The following is a 20717-nucleotide window of genomic DNA, read 5'->3' as shown; positions in this document are numbered from 1 at the left end:
TTACCTCCGCGCGGAGGATAGCGCCGAGAACCGGGTCCGACCCCCTCCGAGCAGGTCAAGGAGCGATAACGGGGTGCGGACGGCGCCTCCCGCCGTCATCATGTGCGGATGACTTGGACCGCACCCGAAGTACCGCGTACCGATCCCCCCATGGTCGCCGATGAGCGCGCCTCGCTGGAGAGCTGGCTCACCTATCACCGCGCGACCCTCCTCACGAAGTGCGCCGGGCTCACCGGCGAGCAGCTGGCGCTGCGCCCGGCGAAGCCGTCGGCGCTGTCGCTGCTCGGGCTCGTCCGGCACATGGCGGAAGTGGAACGCTGGTGGTTCCGGACGAATTTCGACGGCCGGTCGGACCTCGGCGTCCTCTACTGTCCCGACGACGATCCGGACGGTGACTTCGACCGCGCCGACGGCGCCGCCGCCGAGGCCGACTTCGCGGTGTTCGCGACCGAGTGCGAACTCGCGGACCGGGCCGCCGCGGGCCGTTCGCTCGACGAGACGTTCGCCCACCCGCGCCGCGGTGAACCGATCGATCTGCGGTGGGTCTACGTCCACATGATCGAGGAGTACGCACGGCACAACGGCCACGCCGACCTCCTGCGCGAACTGACGGACGGCGTCACCGGGGAGTGACCCCGGCGCCGGCTTCGGCCGGCTCGGCCTCGAACGCATCCGCCCCGGCCTGCCCCCCGGCAGGGACGGGGCGCGACGCCCGCCCCCCGCCCGCCGCGCGGGCCCGCAGCGCCGCCCCGGCCAGCACCGTCACCGCTGCGGTCCCGTAGGACCAGGACTGGAGCCAACTGCCGTGGGCTCCCATGGCGTTGCCGATGTAGAGCACGGTGCCCGCGAGGGGGACGGCGAGCCATTCCCAGCGGCCGTCGAGCGCGACCAGCGCGATCACCAGCAGGGCGTACCAGTAGTAGGAGGGCGAGGTCAGGAGCAGCGCGGTGCCGGTGACGAGCAGCGCGCCGCTCCACGGCCGGTCCGGGTCGCCGCGGCGCATGACGTAGAGGGCGGTCAGCGCGATCAGGGCCACCGCGACCGGGGCGGCGACGCCGTCCGGCAGGAACAGCCGCAGCAGCGCGAACCGTCGGACGCTGCCTGATTCGTACCCCTCCTCCTGCAGATAGCCGGGCAGGTAGCCGAGGACGCCGAAGCCGGAGGTCAGGATGTACGGCAGATAGGCGAGTGCGATCACCAGCACGGCGGGTACCAGGACGCGCGCGGCGTCGCGGGGGCCCCGGCGGGCGAGGGCGCCCGGCAGGACGACCGCGGGCAGCAGCTTGACGGCGATGGCCGCGCCGAGCAGCGCGCCGCGGCGCGGCAGGACGGACGTACCGAGCGCGAGCACGGTCAGCAGCACGCCGAGCGTGTCGACATGCGCGTCGTTGACGGCCGCGAAGGACACCGCGGGACACCAGGCCCACAGCGCCGCGCGCCGTGGATCGCCGCGCCGCCGCAGGACGAGGAGCAGGGCGGCGCTGGTCCCGACGGCCAGCAGCGCGCCCGCGATCTGGGTCGGCTTGTGGCGGGCACCGTCCGGCGACAGCGCGTGGACGGCGAGGAACCAGCCTTCCGCCACCGGCGGGTAGATGGTGTTCACGGCGGGCCGGTTGATCCGGGTGCAGTCCGCGCCGACAGCGCGCAGATCGGGTGCCGGGCAGTCGGGGCCCGGCGGGAAGAGCCAGCGGTCACGCAGCCCGGCCAGTTCCGGCGCGGCGGGCGGGTGGGCGTACGGGGAGATGCCCGCGGCCTGCACCCCGCCGTCCCAGGCGTAGCGGTACATGTCGCTGCTGGTGCGCGGCGGGCCGCTCAGCGCCGCCAGCGACAGCGCGGCGCTGCTTACGAGCACCAGGACCACGGCGGCGCGCACGGGCACCTTGCGGACGGCCCACACGGCTGCGGCGAACAGCACCCAGGCCGCCGCGTACCAGTACAGGAGGTGGCGCGGGTGTGCCTCGGAACCTCCGATGCGGATGGTGACGGCGACGACGGCGGTCAGCGCGGCGACGAGGACTGAGGTGCATACGGTGCGGACTCCCACACCGTCCACCGTGGCAGGTGGAAGCGCCCGGCGGGTTCCTGCCGGGCCCCGCGTCCGCAATCCGTAAGGTCTCGGCGGCGCGTCCGCATTCCGTAAGGAGTCGCCTCCCCTGCCGGAGCCCTGGTCGGGGGTGTGATGGAGGCATGCAGAATCCATCAGACGGGGAGCGTCCCCCGAAGCCTCCGAGCCCCCGGAGCGACCCGCCGAAGAGCTCTCAGGGCAGCGCGCCGAGCACCCCGCCGGGGCCGGGTGCCCCGCCGAGCCGCCCGCCCGTTCCTCCCCGCGCGCGGCTCGCGCTCCCCGATCCGCCGGCGTGGCTGCGCCGCGGCCCGCTCCGCGAGGGGGCGTTCACCGGGCGGCTGCACGACGCGCGGACGGCCACGGTCGTAGGCCGCGCGCTGGGCGCGGCCATCGCGGTGTGCTTCGTGACCGGCCTCGTCAGTCACTATCTGCAGCATCCGCCGGACTGGGCGGCGGACCGGCTGCCCAGCCGTCCGTCGTGGGGCTACCGGCTCACCCAGGGGCTGCACGTGGCGACCGGCATCGCGGCGATCCCGCTGCTGTTCGCGAAGTTGTGGACGGTGTACCCGCGGCTCTTCGCCTGGCCGCCGGCCCGGTCGGTGGGCAAGGCGCTGGAGCGGCTGTCGATCGCGGTGCTGGTCGGGACCGTGCTGCTGCAGTTGCTCACCGGGCTGCTGAACACGCTGCAGTGGTACCCGTGGCCGTGGAACTTCGTGCCCGTGCACTGGGCGCTGGCCTGGGTCGCGATCGGCGCGCTGCTGCTGCATCTGGCGGTGAAGGCACCCGTCATCGCGGCGCACTGGTCGCGGCGTTCGGGCGGCACCGTGGAACTGCCTGCCGCGGACGGGCCGGACCGGCGGGCGTTCGTACTGGGGGTCGGCGCGGCGGTCGGTGCGGTCACGCTGACGACCGTCGGGCAGTCCTTCACCCCGCTGAAGGACTTCGACCTGCTCGCGCCACGGCATCCGGACCGCGGCCCGCAGGGACTGCCCGTCAACAAGACCGCGGCCGCGGCCGGGATCACCGCCGCGCGGCTGGCGGACTGGCGGCTGCGGGTCGCCGGGCCGAACCCGTACGAGCTGACGCTGCCCGAACTGCGCGCCCTCGAGCAGCACGCCTCGCTGCTGCCGATCGCCTGCGTCGAGGGCTGGAGCAAGAGCGCGCACTGGGAGGGCGTGCGGGTGCGCGATCTGCTGGACCGGGCGGGCGCCCCGCGCGGGGCGCGGATCAGGGTGGTGTCCCTGCAACAGGGCGGCGCCTACTCGGTGATGGAGATGGGCGCCACGTACGCACGCGATCCGCTGACGCTGCTGGCGCTGACGCTGAACGGCGCGCCGCTCTCCGTCGACCACGGCTTCCCGGCCCGGATCATCGCGCCGAACCGGCCGGGCGTGCTGCAGACGAAGTGGGTATCCCGGCTGGAGGTGCTGGCATGAAGGCGCGTATCGCGCTCGGCGCGGTGGGTGTGGCGGCGATGGGGCTGGGCGCCGTACAGCTGTTCACGAACCGTGCGGTGAAGGCGCCGGTCGAGGTGCTGTTCTGGCTGGCCGGTGCCATCGTGCTGCACGACGCGGTGCTGACGCCGGTGGTCCTGGCCGTCGGCGCGGTGCTGTCCCGGTGGCTGCCGCCGCACATCCGGCGGCCGGTGCGCGCCGGGTTGATCACCGCCGCGTGCCTGACCGCCGTGGCGTTGCCGTTCCTGCTGCGGCCGACCGCGAAGTCCAACCCGTCGGTGCTTCCGCTGGACTATCCCCGCAACACGCTGATCGTGCTGGGGGCGGTGGCCGTGCTCACCGCGCTGGCAGCTGGATGGGCGGCGCTGCGCCGATTTCGATCTCTTCCCAAAAACTAATGCATAGAGAGCATCTCAAGCATTAGCATGTGGGTGTCGGTGGGACAGTCCCGCCGACACACACGGGAGGCACGCGCGATGACGGCTCTGGAACTTCCCCGGGTGGCACACCGGTTCGTCGAGGTGGACGGCGTACGAGTCTTCTACCGCGAGGCCGGCGACCCGGACGCCCCGACCCTGCTCCTGCTGCACGGCTTCCCGTCCGCCTCGCACCAGTACCGGCGGCTCATCGACGCGCTCGGCGGCCGGTACCACCTGATCGCCCCCGACTACCCGGGCTTCGGGCACAGCGACGCACCGGCCTCCCTCACCTACACCTTCGACCTGCTCGCCGATGTCGTGGAAGGCTTCTGCGAGGCCCTCGGCCTGCACCGCTTCACGCTCTACGCCTTCGACTTCGGCTCCCCGGCCGGCTTCCGCCTCGCCGCCCGCCACCCGGAGTGGATCGCGGGGCTCGTGGTGCAGAACGGCAACGCGTACGAGGAGGGGCTCAGCCCGATAGCGCGCGCCTTCGTGGCCGAGCGTCCCGAGGACGAGGGATCCGAGGAGCGGCTGCGCCAGATGCTGACCCCCGCCTTCACCCGCAGCCAGTACGAGGGCGGCACGACCGACGCGTCCACGGTGCCCCCCGAAAGCTGGCTCCTCGACCAGTACTTCCTCGACCTGCCGGGGCGCGATGTGATCCAGCTCCAGCTGGCCTACGACTACCGCAGCAACGTCGAGCTGTACCCGCAGTGGCAGGCCTGGCTGCGCAAGCAGCAGCCGCCGACGCTGGTGCTGTGGGGGAACCGCGACGCCATCTTCGTGGAGGCCGGAGCGCACGCGTTCCTGCGCGATGTGCCGGACGCCGAGGTGCACTCCTTCGACACCGGGCACTTCGCGCTGGAGGAGTGCGTCGGGGAGATCGCACCGCTGATCGCCGACTTCCTGGACCGTACGTGGGCGTGAGCCCCGACGCGGGCGCGGTCCCTGGCCACGGGGCTCAGCAGCGCCACAGCTCCACGAAGTGGCGGCCGGCCACGGACCACTCCTCGACCGTCGTCCAGCCCGCGCCGTCCGCGGCCGACCGCAGCGCGGCCGCGCCCAGCCGGGCCCAGGGGAAGTCCCGGCCGTACCGGCCCCGGCCGTCCTCCACCCGTACGGTGAACCGCTCGTCGACGTCGTAGGCCGCGGCCTCGACGAGCAACCGGCCACCGGGGGCGACCAGTTCGCCCACCCGGGCGAGCAGTGCGCGCGGGTCACCGCCGATGCCGACATTGCCGTCGATCAGCAGGGCGGTACCCCAGCGGCCTTCGGCGGGCAGCCGGTCGAAGACCGACCGGCACAGCACCGCTCCCCCGATGTCCCGGGTGCGGGCCACGGCCGCCGGGCTGACGTCCACGCCGAGGGCCGGTACTCCGGTGGCCGCGATCGCCGCCACCAGCCGGCCGGGACCGCAGCCGATGTCGAGCACCGGGCCGCGCCGGCACCGGAACAGCAGCGCGGTGTCGGCGGCGTCCGGCGCCGCGCACCACCGCTCCACGTCGAGGGGCAGCAGCCAGCCGTCGGCCCTGCGCAGGAAGAGCGGGCCCCGGCCGGAGCGGATCGCGTGCGCGTACGGGTCGTCGATCCAGGGCGCGGGGGCCGGGACGGGGGCACCGGTTCGCTGCGCGATCGTCGCGGTCGCGCCGTCCACCGGCGTCACAGGGCCTCCGTCCGGCCGGCATCGGCGTGTCCCGCCGGCATCGGCAGGATCCGCAGCGGCCCTGGCGGAAGGTCGGCCGCGCGCAGCGCGGCGGCGAAACGTGAGCCGGGTGCGCGGGCGGCGACCTCTGCGGCGTCGGCGGCGGTGTCCACGTCACGCAGCACCGGCAGGTCCCTGACGCGCAGCCCGGCGTCGGTGAGACGGGCGCGCTGGATCTCGCCCGTCCGGTCCGTCGACATCGGCACCCCGGGGAACAGCGTGGGATCCGGCTCGGCGAGGCCGACCGCCCAGAAGCCGCCGTCCTGCGCCGGGCCGAACCACGCGTCGCAGCCGAGCCAGGCGTCGGGCCGCAGCGCCGGCTCCAGCAGGGCCGGGGTGAGCTGCGGGGTGTCCATGCCGACCAGCAGCGTGGGCCCGGTACAGCCGGCGAACGCCGCCGCCAGCCGTTCGTCCAGACCGCCGGACACCTGCGGAACAACATCGAAGCCCGGCGGCAGCCACGGGCCGGGCGCGCCGTCCAGCACCAGCACCCGACGGCGGGCCGGGGCGCGCAGCACCGCGTCGAGGGTGTCGGCGAGCGCCGCCTCGGCCAGCGCCGCCGCCTGCCGCGGCGAGTACGGCGGGGTGAGCCGCGTCTTGACCCGTCCCGGTACCGGCTCCTTGGCGATCACCAGTAGCGTCGTCATGCCGGGAGCGCCGGTCATCGGGCGGCCTGACCGGCTCGAACGGCCTGGGCCGGCCGGACGGGCTGCGCGGGCTCGGTGACCGCGGGAATCCGGCCGTCCATTGGCGTGCCGACCGCAGGCTGCCGCAGCACGGCGCTCATGTCCCGGACCGCGTGCCAGGTCCCGCGCCAGGTGCCGGTCACTTTGGAGCGGCCGGTCCTGGGCGCGTACGGGACGTCGGTCTCGGCGATCCGCCAGCCGGCGTCGGCCGCGCGGACCAGCATTTCGAGCGGGTAGCCGGACCGGCGGTCGGCCAGTTCCAGGCCGAGCAGCGCGGTCCGCCGGGCGGCCCGCATCGGGCCGAGGTCGTGCAGCCGCAGACCGGTGCGGCGGCGGATGCGCCGGGCCAGTTCGAGGTTGGCGAGCCGGGCGTGCGGCGGCCAGGCGCCACGGGCGGTCGGCCTGCGGCGGCCGAGCACCAGGTCGAGATCACCCCGCAGCACCGGGTCCACGACGGACGGCAGCAGAGCGGGGTCGAGCGAGGCGTCACAGTCGCAGAAGCAGACGATGTCGGCGGTCGCGGCGAGCAGTCCGGCGTGGCAGGCGGCGCCGAAGCCCCGGACCGGCTCGCGGACCACCGTCGCGCCGAGGGAGGCGGCCAGGACGGCGGAGCCGTCGGTCGAGCCGTTGTCGACGACGATCGCCCGCCAGCCGGACGGAATGCGCTCCAGCACCCAGGGCAGGGCACCGGCCTCGTCCAGGCACGGCAGTACGACGTCGACGGGCGGTGTCGGTGGGTTGGTCACGCTCCTCACCCTACGAAGCAGAAACCGACATTCCGGGCTTTGGATCCTTACGAAACACGGACGTCGGACTCCTGAGCCCCCACCCGGGAGCCCGCTCCCGGCGCCCGGTGCCAGACTCGAAGCGTGACCACCGAACCCGCACAGCGCCGCATCCTCGTCGTGGACGACGATCCGACCGTCGCCGAAGTCGTCGCGGGATACCTCCTGCGCGCGGGCTTCGCCGTGGACCGGGCCGCCGACGGACCCACCGCGGTGGCCCGTGCCGCCGCCGTCCGCCCGGACCTCGTCGTCCTCGATCTGATGCTGCCCGGCCTGGACGGGCTGGAGGTGTGCCGGCGGATACGCGAGCGCGGCCCCGTCCCGGTCGTGATGCTGACCGCCCGCGGCGACCAGGACGACCGGATCCTCGGTCTGGAGGTCGGCGCGGACGACTACGTCACGAAGCCGTTCAGCCCGCGCGAGCTGGTACTGCGCGTGGAGTCCGTACTGCGCCGCGCCGGGACACCGCCGCCCGCCGGCCCCTGGCTGCGGTCGGGGCCGCTCGCCCTGGACCCGGCCGCCCGGCGCGCCACCCACGGCGGCACGGAACTCGCCCTGACCATCCGTGAGTTCGACCTGCTCGCGTTCTTCCTCCGGCACCCCGGGCGGGTACTGGGACGCGAGGAGCTGATGCGGCGGGTGTGGGGCTGGGAGTTCGGCGATCTGTCGACCGTCACCGTGCACGTACGGCGGCTGCGCGAGAAGGTCGAGGCCGATCCGGCCCGGCCGCTGCTGATCAGCACGGTCTGGGGCGTCGGCTACCGCTTCGACCCGCCACGCGGCACTCCCCCTGCGGATCCCGTGCCCTCGGTGGCGGAATCGGCAGCACCCGAGGCAGCACCTGAGGCAGTACAGGAAACGGTGAATCCCGATGCATGACGTCCTGCTGATCGCGGCCTACGCGGCGCTCGGCGCCGCGGCCGCCGGGCTCCTCGGCGCGCTGGCACTGCGGCTGCTGCGGAACCGGTCGGTGGCGCTGTCGCTCGCGGTGGTCGCCGCCGTCACGGTGGCGGCGATGCTCGCCGGCACGCTCTCGGTCGCCTGGGCGATGTTCCTGTCCTCGCACGACCTCGGCGTGGTCATAACGGTCTGCGCGATGGCCGCCGTCGTCTCGCTGGGCGTGAGCCTGCTGCTCGGCCGCAGGGTCGTCGCGGGCAGCCGCGCGCTGGCGACCGCCACCCGCGACTTCGGCGACAGCGACATCTTCGCCGCGCCCGCCGGGGCGCCGACCGCCGAACTCGCCGACCTGGGCCGCGAACTGGCCGCCACCAGCGCGAAGCTCGCCGCGTCACGGGAGCGCGAACGCGCGCTGGAGGCGTCCCGCCGGGAGCTGGTGGCCTGGATCTCGCACGATCTGCGCACCCCGCTCGCCGGGCTGCGCGCCATGGCCGAGGCGCTGGAGGACGGCATAGCGGAGGACCCCGCGCGCTACCACGCGCAGATCAGGACCGAGGTGGAACGCCTCAGCGGCATGGTCGGCGATCTCTTCGAACTCTCCCGCATCCAGGCGGGAGTGCTCGCCCTGGCGCCGTCCCGGATGTCCGTCTACGACCTGGTGGGCGACGCCATCGCCGGCGCCAATCCGCTGGCCCGCGAGCACGGGGTCCGGCTGATCGGCGACGGCGTCGAGTCCGTGCCGGTGGAGGTCGACGGCCGCGAGATGACGCGGGTGCTCGCGAACCTCCTCGCCAACGCCATCCACCGCACCCCGGCCGACGGAACCGTCGCCGTCTCCGCGCACCGCGAGGCCGACTCCGTGGTCCTGTCGGTCACCGACGGCTGCGGCGGCATCCCCGCCGACGATCTCCCCCGGGTCTTCGACACCGGCTGGCGCGGCACCGGAGCCAGGACGCCTCCCGCGGGGGCCGGACTCGGCCTCGCGATCGTCCGCGGCATCGTCGAGGCCCACGCCGGCCACGCGGCCGTGCGCAACGTACCGGGCGGCTGCCGCTTCGAGGTCGTCCTGCCGGCCGCCTCGGGCTGACGTCAGGCCGGGGCGGGCGCTGCGGCCCCGCGCAGGGCGGCCCGGGCGAAGTCCCGCATGCCGTCGGTGAAGCCGACGGCCGGCGCCCAGCCGAGTTCGGTGCGGATGCGCGCGGACGAGGCCGTGATGTGCCGGACGTCGCCGAGCCGGTACTCGCCCGTCGTGACGGGGGCGGGCCCGCCGGTGGCCGTGGCGAGGGCGGCGGCCATGTCGCCCACGGAGTGGACGGTGCCGCTGCCGACGTTGTACGTCCGCAGCCCGCCGGAGGGTCCGCCGGTGAGCGCGCCGAGGGCGGCCGCGTTGGCTGCCGCGACGTCCCTTACGTGTACGAAGTCCCGCCGCTGGGCGCCGTCCTCGAAGACGCGGGGGGCCTCGCCGCGTGCCAGGGCGGAGCGGAAGAGCGCGGCGACGCCCGCGTACGGGGTGTCGCGCGGCATCCCGGGGCCGTAGACGTTGTGGTAGCGCAGGGACACCGCGCGGCCGTCGGCTGCGCGGGCCCAGGCGGCGGCCAGGTGTTCCTGGGCGAGCTTGGTGGCGGCGTAGACATTGCGCGGGTCGGTGGGGGCGTCCTCGGTGACGAGGCCGGGGGCGAGCGGATCGCCGCACTGCGGGCAGGGCGGTTCGAAGCGGCCCGCGTCGAGATCGGCGACCCGGCGCGGTCCCGGGCGGACGACGCCGTGCCGCGCGCAGGCGTACCGGCCCTCGCCGTAGACGACCATGGAGCCGGCCAGGACCAGGGACCGCACTCCGGTCGCTGCCATGGCGGCGAGGAGCACGGCCGTGCCGTGGTCGTTGCAGCTGACGTAGTCGGGCGCGTCGGCGAAGTCCTTGCCGAGTCCGACCATGGCGGCCTGGTGGCACACCGCGTCCACCCCGCGCAGCGCGTCCTCGACGGCCGCGCGGTCCCGGACGTCGGCCCGCCGCCAGTCGGCTCCGGCCGGGAGGACGGGCGGTTCGGCGCGGTCGCCGTGGGCGGCGGGGAGCAGGACGTCCAGGACGCGCACATCGTGTCCGGCTTCGAGGAGGGCGGTCACGATATGCGAGCCGATGAAGCCCGCGCCTCCGGTGACGAGTGTCAGCATGCTCCGACGCTACGGTCCCGGCCGGTCCTGACGGCGTGACCCGGCCGGGACGTCAGCGGTCCGTAAGGAGTGCCGGGACCTCGATCGTCAGGGTGCGGGCGTCGGCGTCCAGGACGGCGGGCAGGCCGAGGGGCACGGTGATCGCGGAGTCGCAGTGCCCGAACCCCAGCTCCTCCACGACCGGCACCCCCAGATCGCCGAGCCGGTCGAGCAGCAGCGGGCGCAGGGTTTCGTACGGGCCGCACTCCGCCCAGGAGCCGAGGACGATCCCGGCGACGCCGTCCAGCCAACCGGAGCGCAGCAGTTGGGTGAGGTAGCGGTCCAGCCGGTACGGCTCCTCGCCGGTGTCCTCCAGGAGCAGGATCCCGCCGGCGGCGCCGGGCCGGGCCCCCGGGGTGCCGAGTTCCGCGGCGAGCAGGCAGACGGTACCGCCGAGGGTCCGGCCGCGTGCCCGGCCGGGGACCATGGTCCGGGCGGCGGGCGAGCTGAGGACCTGGACGGTCCGGGGCTCCATCAGGGTGCGGCGCAGATGGTCCTGGGTGGGGTCGTCCTTGAGGAAGGTGGCGGCCGCGGCCATGGGGCCGTGCACGGTGGCGAGCCCGAGCCGGGTGGCGAACGCCTCGTGCAGCACGGTGATGTCGCTGTAGCCGATGAACGCCTTCGGCTCCACGGCTCGCATCGCGTTCCAGTCCAGCAGGTCGACCATGCGCTGGACGCCGTAGCCGCCGCGCGCGCAGAGCACCGCCGCCACCGAGGGGTCGCACCACGCCTGCTGGAGGTCCCGGGCGCGGTCCTGGTCCGCGCCGGCCAGGTAGTCCAGGCCCGGGTGCCGGTCCAGGACATGCGGCGCGACGACCGGGTCGAGGCCCCAGCCGCGCAGGATGTCGAGCCCGGCGTCGAGCCGCTCCCGCGGAACGGGTCCGCTGGGGGCGACGACGGCGACCCGGTCGCCGGGCACCAGTCGGTGCGCGCGGCGCAGCGGCTCCGGAACGGTCCCCGTCATCTGGTGAGACCCAGCTTCGGCACACCGGGCGGCACGAAGCCGAAGACCTGCCCGTAGAGCGAGAGTTCGGCCTCCAGACAGGCGACGATCGTGTCCTCGCGGCGGAAGCCATGGCCCTCGCCCTCGAAGGTGAGGTACGCGTGCGGGATGCCGCGCCCGGCGATCCGTTCCAGGAAGCGCTCGCACTGGACTGGTGGACAGATCACGTCGTCCAGTCCCTGCAACAGCAGGAACGGTGCGGTGACGCGGTCGGCGCCGTTGACCGGCGAGCGGTCGCGGTACCGGTCGGGGACCTCGGCGAGCGGGCCGACGAGGGACTCCAGGTACTGCGATTCGAAGTCGTGCGTCTCACCGTTCGCCGACCAGCCGGTGAGGTCCAGGATCGGGAAGCTGATGGCGCCGCACGCGTACAGGTCGGTGGAGGTGAGCGAGGCTCCGGTGGTCCAGCCGCCGGCGCTGCCGCCGCGGATCGCGAGCCGGGCCCCGTCCGCGGTGCCCTCGTCGACGAGTGCCTGGGCGACCGCGGCGCAGTCCTCGACGTCCACGACGCCCCACTGTTCGCGGAGCCGCTCGCGGTAGGCGCGGCCGTAGCCGGTGGAGCCGCCGTAGTTGACCTCGGCGACGCCGATGCCGCGCGAGGTGAAGTAGGCGATCTCCACATCGAGCACCATCGGGACCCTGCTGGTGGGGCCGCCGTGCACCCAGATCACATAGGGCGGCAGGTCGCCCGCCGGCGCGCCGGCCGCCGGGTTGTGCGGCGGGTACACCTGCGCGTGCACTTCACGGCCGCCGGGTCCGGTGAAGGTCCGGGCGGTGGGGTCCGGCAGAAACGCGGGGTCGACGGTGTCCTGGTGCGCGCAGCCGATGACGCGGGTGTGCCCGGTGCTGGTGTCGAGTTCGACGACCTCGAACGAGGAGCGCGCGCTCGCGGCCACGTCGAGCACCCGGGTGCCGGAGGTGGCGAGGCCCGCGGCCCATTCCGTCCAGCGGCCCGGGACATCGGCCAGTTCGCCGGTGGCCGGGTCGAGTATGGCGAGGCGCTGGGCTCCGACGCCGTGCAGAACGGCAAGCAGGCCCTCGCCGACGGGGGCGAACCAGCGGTAGCCGAGCTTCCACACCGGGCCGGCGAACTCCTCCTGGCGCGGGCAGAGGTTGACGGCCTCGCCGGTGCGGGGGTCGACGCGGTGCAGATTCCACCAGCCGGTGCGGTCCGTGGCGGCGATCAGGGTGCCGTCCGCGGCCCATTCGGCCTGTGCCACCGATTCCTCGGGACCGCCGATCAGGGTGCGGGCGCCGGTGAAGGCGCCGTCCTCCCCGACCTGCGCGAGCTTGAGCTCGGTGCCGTCCCAGGGCATCAGCGGGTGGTTCCAGGCGATCCAGACGACCTGCCGCCCGTCCGGTGAGAGCCGGGGGCCGGTGACGAACCGGTCGGCGCCGTCGGTCAGTTCGCGCACCGCACCGCGGTCGGCGGCGGCCGACCCGTCCAGCGGCACGGCGGCGATGACGCGCCGCACGTCGGAGGGCCCGGCGCCGGTGAACTCCTCCAGGACGCACCAGACCTCGCCCCGGTCCTGGTGGATCTGCGGGTCCACCCACCGCAGACCGTCGCCCACCGCCGAGACGGGCGTCAGCGGCAGCGGTTCCGCACCCGGCCGGTACGCGTACAGGCGCTGGTCGGCGAAGTTCACGAAGACGATCAGCGGGCCGTCCGCGTCCGGTGTGCCGGCCCACGGCCGGCCGCCGTACTCCATGACGCGGCTGCGGACGTTCCACGGTGCGGGCAGCGGGCACTGCTCGCTGCCGTCCGCGAGCCGCCGGACCAGCGCCCGGCGCCCGCCCTCGGCGGGGCGCGGCTCGGTCCACCACACCTCGTCCCCGACGAAGCCCGCGAATTCGGGGCTGCCGTCGTGCGACGCGGCGGTCGCCGCACCGATCGGCGACGGCCAGGCTCCGTACGGGACGTCCTGGGTCATTCCGGTGCCTTCCCTGAGGAGGAGGTCAGAAAGCGGTCGAGCACCTGGACGCCGAAGTGCAGCGCCTCGACCGGCACACGCTCGTCCACTCCGTGGAAGAGCGCCTGGTAGTCGAAGCCCGGGGGCAGCTTCAGCGGAGAGAAGCCGTAGCCGGTGATGCCGAGCCGGGAGAACTGCTTGGCGTCCGTGCCACCCGACATGCAGTACGGGACGACGTGCGCCTCCGGGTCGAAGTGCTCCAGCGCCTCGCGCATCGCCGCGTACGTCGGCGAGTCCACCGGAGCCTGGAGCGGCACCTCGCGGTGGTGGAACTCCCACTCGACGTCCGGGCCGGTGAGCTGGTCCATGGTCTCGGTGAACTCGGCCTCGCCACCGGGCAGCATCCGTCCGTCCACGTAGGCGGTCGAGGTCCCGGGGATGACGTTGATCTTGTAACCGGCCTGCAGCATCGTCGGGTTGGCGCTGTTGCGGACCGTCGGCTCGACGAGCGCGGCGGCCGGGCCGAGCTTGCCGAGCAGCCCGTCCACATCGTCCAGATCGGGTTCGATGCCGTGCAGCGCGGCGAGTTCGGTGAGCGAGGCGCGCACGGTGGCGGTCAGCCGGACCGGCCAGTCGTGTTCACCGATCCGCGCGATGGCCGCGGCCAGCCTGCTGACCGCGTTCGCCGGATTGACCTTGGAGCCGTGTCCGGCCTTTCCGTGCGCCGTCAGCCGGAGCCAGGCGGTGCCGCGCTCGCCGGCGGCCACCGGGTACAGCCGCATGCCGCCGCCCGCGTGGAAGGTGAAGGCGCCCGATTCGCTGATGCCCTCGGTACAGCCCTCGAAGAGATCGGCGTGCTGGTCCGCGAGGAAGCCGGAGCCGAACACGGCGCTGTCCTCCTCGTCCGCGGTGAAGGCGAGCACAAGGTCCCGGGCCGGACGGCGGCCGGTGCGGGCCATGGCCCGCACCGTGGCCAGCACCATCGCGTCCATGTTCTTCATGTCGACCGCGCCGCGGCCCCAGACCACTCCGTCGCGGATCTCGCCGGAGAAGGGGTGCACGCTCCAGTCCGCGGGCTCGGCCGGAACGACGTCCAGGTGGCCGTGGACCAGCAGCGCGTCGGCGCCGGGGTCGCTGCCCTCGATACGGGCCACCACATTGGTACGGCCGGGGGCGGACTCCAGGATCATCGGCTCGATCCCGGCGTCGGACAGCAGCTCGGCGACGTATTCGGCGGCGGGCCGCTCGTTGCCGTCGCCGCCACCGCGGTTGGTCGTGTCGATCCGGATCAGCTCGGAGGTGAAGCGCACCACCTCGTCCAGCGCCTGCTGGTCCACCCCCAGGCCGACCGATTCGAAGACCGCTTGCTCAGCCATACTGTTCCTCCACCGCTGCCGACACGAGCGTGGTGACCGCCTTGAAAGCGCGGATTCCCTCGTACATGGTCGGTGATGTGTAGCCGACTCGGCGTTCGCCGGTCCGCGCCACGCCGGGCACCACCGTGGCGGCCCCGGCAAGGTGTACGGCATCGAACTCGAGCTCGATGTGGAACGGTCCGTCCTGCGCGGGCTCATGGCGCACCGCGAGGGCCACCGCCTCCTTCGCCGCGGCCCGGATGTCGGCCGCGGTCCTGGCCGGGGGCCGGCAGACCGCCGCGTACCGCGACACGTAGTCCTTGACCGCGACCGTGCGGGCCCGCGGCGCGTAGCCGCGCGCGTCGGCGCCGGTACGGTCGTCGCCGGTCACCAGGATCACCGGCACACCGTACTCGGCGACGACCAGCGCGTTCAGCCGCCCCTCGCTCGCCGGCTCACCGTTGGCCCACACGCCCGTGATCGAGTTGGCGAGATAGGTGTGTGCGAGCACGCCCTCGGTCCCGGCGCCCGTGTGATAGCCGACGAACGCGATGCCGTCCACGTCCCCGTGCTGCACGCCCTCGACCATCGACAGGTCCTTGTGGCGGCCGGTGAGCATCTCGGCCCGCTCGTCGAGTTTCTCCAGCAGCAGGTTGCGCATGGTCCAGTGCGCCTCGTTCACCAGGACCTGGTCGGCTCCGCCGTCGAAGAACCCGGCGATCGCGGCATTCACGTCGGACGTGAACATATGGCGGCAGCGCTGCCACTGCTCGCTTCCCGGCAACACATCGGCAGGCCAGGTGACGCCGGTGGCGCCCTCCATGTCGGCCGAGATGAGGATCTTCATGCGAGGCAACGCTACGCGGTTTTGGGCAGCGCATGCCAGAGCTGTGGATAACTGCAGTGGTCTAGACCTCTACAAACCCTGACAGACGCTACCTGACACGGCCCGCCACCAGCCATTGCGACGGCAGCTCGATGCGCGTGCCGTCGGTACGGGACTCCGTCGTCGTCAGCGGCTGCCCGCCGCCGGCCAGCAGCTCCAGACCTGCCGCCCGGAAGTAGCCGGGAACCGCCTCGTCGGCCACCTCGCCCGGGGTGAGGCCGTGCGCGAAGACCGCCCCCAGCTTCGGCGGCGGGCCGCCTGGTCCCTGGGCCAGACCCAGCAGGATGCCCTTCGCGGCCGCGGCCAGCTCGACCGCGAACACCCGCCCCCGCTCGCCGAGCAGTGTCGCGATGCCCTCGACCAGCGGCGCCCGGTCCGCCGGTTCGCACTGGTGCAGGACGCCCCGCATATAGACGTTCGCGTCACCGATCTCCGCGTGCAGCCGGCGGGTCGTGGCCGCGTCGGCGCCGTTGAGCTGCTGGTACTCGGCGACGCCGTGCGGGTCAGCGCGGCGCGCGTGCCCGATCGCCGCCTCGGACAGGTCCACCCCGACCACCCGGTCGTAGCGCTCCGCGAGGTACCGGGTCTGGGTGCCGTTGCCGCAGCCGACGTCGACGACCGGCAGGCCGGCGTCGAAGTACGGCTCCAAGAGCGGCAGCTGCAGGGCGGCGGTGAGGGACGCGTCCGCGTCCCAGAAGACCGCCCCGGCCGTGGCGGGCGCGTCGCGCCAGAAGCTCTCCCAGGCCTGTGTGTAGGTGCCGGGCACGTTCATTTCGGGACTCCCCAGGATCCGACGAAACCTCAGTGACTCGGTACGCGGTGACGCGGCGGCCAGGCGCCGAACAGCCGGCCCCCTCAGCGCCGCCGTCGCGACGCCGACCGCGGCAGCGTCTGCTCGAACCAGACCGTCTTGCCCTGCGCCGTGCGGCTCGTACCCCACTGCCGCGCCAGCCGGCTCACGATCCGCATGCCCCGCCCGTACTCGTCCTCGGGGCCCGTGTTCAGCAGGACCGGGACCGCGTGGTCGTCGTCCGTGACCTCGCACAGCAGGGCGTCGGCCCGCACCAGGCGCAGCTCGACCTCACTGGTGCCCGCGTGCCGGATGGCGTTGGTGACGATCTCGCCGACCAGCAGTTCCGCGGTCTCGGAGACCTCCTCCAGATCCCAGTCGCGCAGCGTCGCGCGGGTCAGCCGGCGGGCGTGCGCGGCCTCGCGCGGATGGCGGGCCAGCTGCCACGTCGCCACGTCCGAACGCGGGATGCCGTTCAACCGCGCCATCAGCAGGGCGACGTCGTCCTTGCGGCCGCCGCGCGGGTTGAGCGCGCGGATGATCGTGTCGCAGGCGTCGTCCATCGACGCCGCCGGGTGCGCGGCGCTCTCGCACAGCGCGGCCAGCCCGGTGCCGATGTCCTGTCCGCGCACCTCGACCAGCCCGTCGGTGCACAGCACCAGCCGGTCGCCCTGCGCGACCGGCACCGTGACCGTCTCGAACGGGACGCCGCCCACCCCGATCGGGGCGCCGGTAGGCACGTCGAGCAGCTCGCTGCGCCCGTCGGCCGCCCGCACCAGGACCGGCGGGATGTGTCCGGCGTTGGAGATCACCAGCTCGGACTCGATCGGGTCGTACACCGCGTACAGGCAGGTCGCCAGATAGTGCTCGCCGAGGCGCTGCGCCAGATCGTCGAGATTGCGCAGCAGCTGGGCGGGCGGCATGCCCATCGCCGCCATGGTCTGGACGGCGGTGCGCAGCTGGCCCATCATCGCGGCCGAGTTCAGCCCGTGCCCCATGACGTCGCCGACGACGAGCGCCAGCCGCGAGCCGGCCAGCTTGATCGTGTCGAACCAGTCGCCGCCGACCCGGCCCAGCCGGGTCCCGGGCAGATAGCGGGTGGCCACGTCGCAGCCCGGCATCCGCGGGGTGATGTGCGGCAGCATGCTGTCCTGGAGGGTGTCGGCGACATTCTCCTGGTACGTGTACATCCTGGCGTTGTCCAGCACGAGGCCGGCGCGGGCGGCGAACTCCGCGCCCGTGGCCTTGTCCATGTCGTTGAAGACCGGACGCTCCTGGTGGCGCAGCAGGATCATGAAGCCGAGCACCACGTTGCGGGCCTTGAGCGGCACCACAAGCATCGACCGGTTGTTGATCAGCGGGCTGATGTCGCGCTTCTCGAACTGCGCGGCGATCGCGTTGCCCATCTGCTCGGAGATCCGCGGTACGAGCACCGGCCGGCCGCTGGTCATGCACTGGAAGAACGGGGTGTGCTCGGGGAACGGCATCGACTCGCCGACCGGCACCACGTCGTCCCAGCGCCCCGGCTCGTCGGTGTGCTCGACGGCCACCCGGTACCACATGGTGGTGACGTCCGGCGGCCCGTCGGGGAAGCCCTCACCCGCGAGCACCTGCTCGCGCAGATACGAGCCGGCGACATCGGTGAAGCGCGGCACCACGGCCGCGCTGACCTCCTGGATCGTGCGGGCCAGATCCAGCGAGGTGCCGATGCGGGCACTGACCTCGTTGAGGAATTCGAGGTGCTCGCGCACCGCGGCGTACTCGAGGTCGGGCGCCAGGTCGGCCGAGGCCGCGGCCTGCGGGTCGAGCTGGGCGGCCGCGGCGGCGCGCTGCCTGGCCCGGCGCTCGTCGCGCCTGGGCACTCCCCAGTCGGGGGTGACCGGCACCCGGTCGTGCTGGCTGAATTCCAGCACCGGATAGCCGAGCTCCAGCACCTGCGAGACGATCCGGGCGCTCTCCACCGGATTCATGCTCGGCAGGATCTCGGGCAGCCGCTTGGCGAGCTGGTCGGCGCCGGAGAACTCGGTGTGCAGCGCGAAGCCGGGCGCGATCCGTTCGAATTCCCCGGCCGGCCCGTGGGCCGCCTGCGCGTCGTCCGCCGAGTCCTCTTCCGGCCCGGAATCCGGCGAGGAGCGTAACTGGGTCGCGTCGGCCGCCAGGACGAGCAGCCGCTCGGGCCCCGGGCCGACGAGCGGGTACGCCCACCACAGGACGTCCACCGCCCCGTCCTCCCGGTCCGCGCCGCCGCCGTGGCAGTCGTCGAAGAGCCGGGCCCGGCCGGCGGTGGGGTACGAGGTCCCTCCGCTAAGCGAGGCGTCCAGCTCGGGGCCGAAGTCGTCCGGCCAGCCCTCGTCCACGACCGCGCTGTTCAGAGCGCCGGAGACCGGGAGCAGATCCACCGCCGGGCGACCGACGGCCTCTTCTTTGGAGCAGCCGAAGAGTTTGCGCGCACCGGTGCTCCAGTGCGATACGAGTCCCGCGCCGTCCACGACGATCACCGCAAGCGGGATCCGTCCGGACAGCCCCGGAGGAATGCGGCGGTCCATGGCTGGGTGGGCTCCTTCCCTCGGAGCCGCTTCACAGGACCGGCCGGGATCTCCCGTCCCGGTGCAAGATCTGCGGCACCTGTACCACCGTACGACCGAGTAAGGGTGCCGCGAAGGGCATTGCCCGAATCCGGGCGCACGCCCGCGCGTGAGCGCCCCCCTGGGCACGTGCTAGCGTCCTTCCTCTCTGTTCGAACTCCAGATCCGTGGTGCGAGTTCGACTCCGGCCGGGTGGGGATCCAAGCCGGAGCACGTAGGACCCGCGACTGGAAGAGAACAACGTGACCACCTGGGAGACCGCGGGCTGGGCCGCCGCAAAGCGTCCCAAGCCCTTTCTCCGACTGGCCGATCCGCGCCGGCCGGTGATGGCGGCGACGCTGTTCGCCGCGGTGCTGCACATCGTGTGGGCGCTGTTCCTGGCCAAGGACGCCGGGGACATGGCCGCCCAGTTCGCGTGGACGGACTTCATCCGCGAGCACCCGGACTCCGCGTACAACCTCTCCTGGTACGGCGGGATGCACCCCGCTTCGTACAGCATCCTGTCGCCCTACATCATGGCGTGGCTCGGGGTCCGTACGACCGCGGTGATCGCGGGCACGCTCTCCGCCACCGTCGCCGCGTATCTGCTGGTCCGCTACCGGATACGGCGGCCGATGCTGCCCGCGCTGTGGACGGCCTTCGCGCTCTGGTGCGACGTGGCGTCGGGCCGGGTGACCTTCGCGCTCGGCATGCTCTTCGCACTGGCCGCCGCCGCCCTGGTCCTCCCCGACGACGACCAGCGGACCTCGCGCATCGTCGGAGCCTCCGCGCTGGGCGGGCTGGCCACCATGTGCAGCCCGGTGGCCGGGCTCTTCATCGAGGTCCTGGCGGGCGCCCTGTTCCTCACCGGGCGGCGCAAGCACGCGTACATCCTGGCCGCGAGCCCGCCGATCGTGGTCGGCGGCACCTCGCTGCTGTTCCCCTTCTACGGGGTGCAGCCGTTCACCTGGTACTTCGCCGCGCTGCCGCTGGCCGCCGCCGTGCTGGTGGCGCTCCTGGTACCGCGCTCCTGGAGCACCCTGCGGACCGGATCGTGGGTCTACGCCGCGGGCATAGTGCTGACCTGGGCGATACCGTCGCCGATCGGCAGCAATGTCGAGCGGCTCTCGCTGCTCTTCGGCGGCACCGCGCTGCTCGCGGCCGCGGTCGGGCGCACCGACCGGGGCCGTAAGACCCTCGTCATCTTCGCGGCGTTCACCGCCGTCGCGGTCTGGCAGGTCGCCAAGCCCGTCACCGACCTGGTCAACACCGCGCCGGTGACCGCGACCATCGAGCACGCCCAGGGGCTCATCGACGAACTGGCCCGGGTCGGGGCCGACCGGGGCCGGGTCGAGGTCGTTCCGCTGCGCTCGCACTGGGAGGCGTCGGGGATAGCCCCGCACGTCAACCTCGCCCGCGGCTGGAACCGGCAGGCGGACGTCGAGCGCAATCCGCTCTTCTACGACGGCACCCTCACCCCGGCCACCTATCTGGCGTGGCTGCAGCGCTGGGGCGTCGGATACGTGGTCCTGCCGTCGGACGAACCGGACGGCGCGGCCGTCGCCGAGGCGAAGATCGTCGCGGCCGGGCACGCCTGGCTGCAGCCGGTCTGGCAGGACGACCACTGGCGGCTGTACAGCGTGACCGGGGCCGAGCCGATGGCCGACCCGCCGTCGATCGTCCGCCAGGCCGGACCGGCCGAGCTGGTCGTCGACGTCCCGACGGCGGGTCCGGTGCTGCTGCGCATCCCGTGGTCGCCGTGGCTGGCGATAGCGGGAGCCACGGACTCCGATCACGGCTGTCTGGAGCAGGCCGGCGACTGGACGCGGCTGTACGCGCCGGCGCCGGGCACGTATCGGATAGGCGGGCGCTACGCCCTGTCCCGCGGGACGCCCTGCAAGAAGGACTGACCCCGGCGCCGCCCGGCGCACACCTCCCTCGCCGCGCCCGGACGCCGAGGGAGTTCCGCATCATCCGCGCGCCCCGTCAG

Annotated in this window: 18 protein-coding genes; 7 read left to right on the top strand and 11 right to left on the bottom strand. The window is 73.5% G+C overall.

What is annotated here, in order from left to right:
- The first annotated feature begins 108 nt into the window (after positions 1–108).
- Entirely contained in the window at positions 109–633 is a 525-nt protein-coding gene (locus C8250_RS33060; RefSeq protein ID WP_138358956.1) for a DinB family protein, read from the top strand.
- On the opposite strand, the gene C8250_RS33055 is transcribed toward C8250_RS33060, so the two are convergent.
- Entirely contained in the window at positions 620–2044 is a 1425-nt protein-coding gene (locus C8250_RS33055; RefSeq protein WP_244809503.1) for a glycosyltransferase family 87 protein, read from the bottom strand. The two genes, C8250_RS33060 and C8250_RS33055, sit on opposite strands and share 14 nt — an antisense overlap.
- A 143-nt stretch (positions 2045–2187) precedes the next feature.
- On the opposite strand from C8250_RS33055, the gene C8250_RS33050 reads away from it, so the two are divergent.
- The 3 genes from C8250_RS33050 to C8250_RS33040 all read left to right on the top strand — a co-directional run bounded on the left by C8250_RS33050 (position 2188) and on the right by C8250_RS33040 (position 4865).
- The gene (locus C8250_RS33050; RefSeq protein ID WP_138359577.1) at positions 2188–3501 is read left to right on the top strand and encodes a molybdopterin-dependent oxidoreductase; all 1314 of its coding nucleotides are present in this window, start codon (positions 2188–2190) and stop codon (positions 3499–3501) included.
- Positions 3498–3917 (top strand): hypothetical protein, encoded by a 420-nt coding sequence (locus tag C8250_RS33045; RefSeq protein ID WP_138359575.1) that lies wholly within the window; start codon positions 3498–3500, stop codon positions 3915–3917. Before C8250_RS33050 ends, C8250_RS33045 begins: the two co-directional genes overlap by 4 nt.
- Positions 3918–3995: 78 nt before the next feature.
- The gene (locus C8250_RS33040; RefSeq protein ID WP_138359573.1) at positions 3996–4865 is read left to right on the top strand and encodes an alpha/beta hydrolase; all 870 of its coding nucleotides are present in this window, start codon (positions 3996–3998) and stop codon (positions 4863–4865) included.
- 34 nt (positions 4866–4899) lie between these two features.
- On the opposite strand, the gene C8250_RS33035 is transcribed toward C8250_RS33040, so the two are convergent.
- Genes C8250_RS33035 through C8250_RS33025 form a run of 3 tightly spaced genes read right to left on the bottom strand, consistent with a single transcriptional unit; the run spans position 4900 to position 7081 of the window.
- On the bottom strand, positions 4900–5571 hold the full coding sequence (locus C8250_RS33035) for a methyltransferase domain-containing protein (RefSeq protein WP_244809887.1): 672 nt from the start codon (positions 5569–5571) through the stop codon (positions 4900–4902).
- A gap of 26 nt (positions 5572–5597) precedes the next feature.
- Complete coding sequence (locus C8250_RS33030; RefSeq protein ID WP_138359653.1) at positions 5598–6287, bottom strand: DUF2064 domain-containing protein; 690 nt, start codon at positions 6285–6287, stop codon at positions 5598–5600.
- Positions 6288–6301: 14 nt separating this feature from the next.
- Positions 6302–7081 (bottom strand): glycosyltransferase family 2 protein, encoded by a 780-nt coding sequence (locus tag C8250_RS33025; RefSeq protein WP_187145062.1) that lies wholly within the window; start codon positions 7079–7081, stop codon positions 6302–6304.
- 141 nt (positions 7082–7222) lie between these two features.
- Between C8250_RS33025 and C8250_RS33020 the strand changes: the two genes are divergently transcribed.
- Complete coding sequence (locus tag C8250_RS33020; protein WP_138355602.1) at positions 7223–7990, top strand: response regulator transcription factor; 768 nt, start codon at positions 7223–7225, stop codon at positions 7988–7990.
- A complete protein-coding gene (locus C8250_RS33015; protein WP_138355529.1) occupies positions 7983–9095 on the top strand; it encodes a HAMP domain-containing sensor histidine kinase in 1113 nt (370 codons plus the stop codon). The genes C8250_RS33020 and C8250_RS33015 overlap by 8 nt, the downstream gene beginning before the upstream one ends.
- A gap of 2 nt (positions 9096–9097) precedes the next feature.
- Here the strand turns inward: C8250_RS33015 and C8250_RS33010 are convergent, their stop codons facing one another.
- From C8250_RS33010 to C8250_RS32980, 7 genes are all read right to left on the bottom strand, one after another.
- Positions 9098–10177, bottom strand: coding sequence for an NAD-dependent epimerase/dehydratase family protein (locus C8250_RS33010; RefSeq protein ID WP_138355530.1), 1080 nt, complete (start codon positions 10175–10177; stop codon positions 9098–9100).
- Between the two features lie 52 nt (positions 10178–10229).
- Positions 10230–11180, bottom strand: coding sequence for an LD-carboxypeptidase (locus tag C8250_RS33005; protein WP_138355531.1), 951 nt, complete (start codon positions 11178–11180; stop codon positions 10230–10232).
- The gene (locus C8250_RS33000; protein WP_138355532.1) at positions 11177–13153 is read right to left on the bottom strand and encodes a prolyl oligopeptidase family serine peptidase; all 1977 of its coding nucleotides are present in this window, start codon (positions 13151–13153) and stop codon (positions 11177–11179) included. Before C8250_RS33000 ends, C8250_RS33005 begins: the two co-directional genes overlap by 4 nt.
- Entirely contained in the window at positions 13150–14508 is a 1359-nt protein-coding gene (locus C8250_RS32995; protein WP_138355533.1) for a M20/M25/M40 family metallo-hydrolase, read from the bottom strand. Before C8250_RS32995 ends, C8250_RS33000 begins: the two co-directional genes overlap by 4 nt.
- A complete protein-coding gene (locus C8250_RS32990) occupies positions 14501–15334 on the bottom strand; it encodes a M55 family metallopeptidase (RefSeq protein ID WP_138355534.1) in 834 nt (277 codons plus the stop codon). The genes C8250_RS32995 and C8250_RS32990 overlap by 8 nt, the downstream gene beginning before the upstream one ends.
- Positions 15335–15422: 88 nt before the next feature.
- A complete protein-coding gene (locus C8250_RS32985) occupies positions 15423–16145 on the bottom strand; it encodes a class I SAM-dependent methyltransferase (protein WP_138355535.1) in 723 nt (240 codons plus the stop codon).
- 83 nt (positions 16146–16228) lie between these two features.
- Complete coding sequence (locus C8250_RS32980; protein WP_138355536.1) at positions 16229–18709, bottom strand: SpoIIE family protein phosphatase; 2481 nt, start codon at positions 18707–18709, stop codon at positions 16229–16231.
- Between the two features lie 281 nt (positions 18710–18990).
- Between C8250_RS32980 and C8250_RS32975 the strand changes: the two genes are divergently transcribed.
- Positions 18991–20637 (top strand): MFS transporter, encoded by a 1647-nt coding sequence (locus C8250_RS32975; RefSeq protein ID WP_244809501.1) that lies wholly within the window; start codon positions 18991–18993, stop codon positions 20635–20637.
- Positions 20638–20717: the final 80 nt, after the last annotated feature.

Source organism: Streptomyces sp. So13.3, from assembly GCF_005860785.2.
Lineage (GTDB): Bacteria > Actinomycetota > Actinomycetes > Streptomycetales > Streptomycetaceae > Actinacidiphila > Actinacidiphila fildesensis.
This window is presented reverse-complemented; position numbering and strand designations above follow the sequence as displayed.

Bases quoted from the DNA above. Each gene is read 5' to 3' on its own strand.
- C8250_RS33060 (WP_138358956.1), top strand. From the start codon at position 109: ATGACTTGGACCGCACCCGAAGTACCGCGTACCGATCCCCCCATGGTC.
- C8250_RS33050 (WP_138359577.1), top strand. From the start codon at position 2,188: ATGCAGAATCCATCAGACGGGGAGCGTCCCCCGAAGCCTCCGAGCCCC.
- C8250_RS33045 (WP_138359575.1), top strand. From the start codon at position 3,498: ATGAAGGCGCGTATCGCGCTCGGCGCGGTGGGTGTGGCGGCGATGGGG.
- C8250_RS33040 (WP_138359573.1), top strand. From the start codon at position 3,996: ATGACGGCTCTGGAACTTCCCCGGGTGGCACACCGGTTCGTCGAGGTG.
- C8250_RS33030 (WP_138359653.1), bottom strand. From the start codon at position 6,287: ATGACGACGCTACTGGTGATCGCCAAGGAGCCGGTACCGGGACGGGTC.
- C8250_RS33015 (WP_138355529.1), top strand. From the start codon at position 7,983: ATGCATGACGTCCTGCTGATCGCGGCCTACGCGGCGCTCGGCGCCGCG.
- C8250_RS33010 (WP_138355530.1), bottom strand. From the start codon at position 10,177: ATGCTGACACTCGTCACCGGAGGCGCGGGCTTCATCGGCTCGCATATC.
- C8250_RS33005 (WP_138355531.1), bottom strand. From the start codon at position 11,180: ATGACGGGGACCGTTCCGGAGCCGCTGCGCCGCGCGCACCGACTGGTG.
- C8250_RS33000 (WP_138355532.1), bottom strand. From the start codon at position 13,153: ATGACCCAGGACGTCCCGTACGGAGCCTGGCCGTCGCCGATCGGTGCG.
- C8250_RS32995 (WP_138355533.1), bottom strand. From the start codon at position 14,508: ATGGCTGAGCAAGCGGTCTTCGAATCGGTCGGCCTGGGGGTGGACCAG.
- C8250_RS32990 (WP_138355534.1), bottom strand. From the start codon at position 15,334: ATGAAGATCCTCATCTCGGCCGACATGGAGGGCGCCACCGGCGTCACC.
- C8250_RS32985 (WP_138355535.1), bottom strand. From the start codon at position 16,145: ATGAACGTGCCCGGCACCTACACACAGGCCTGGGAGAGCTTCTGGCGC.
- C8250_RS32980 (WP_138355536.1), bottom strand. From the start codon at position 18,709: ATGGACCGCCGCATTCCTCCGGGGCTGTCCGGACGGATCCCGCTTGCG.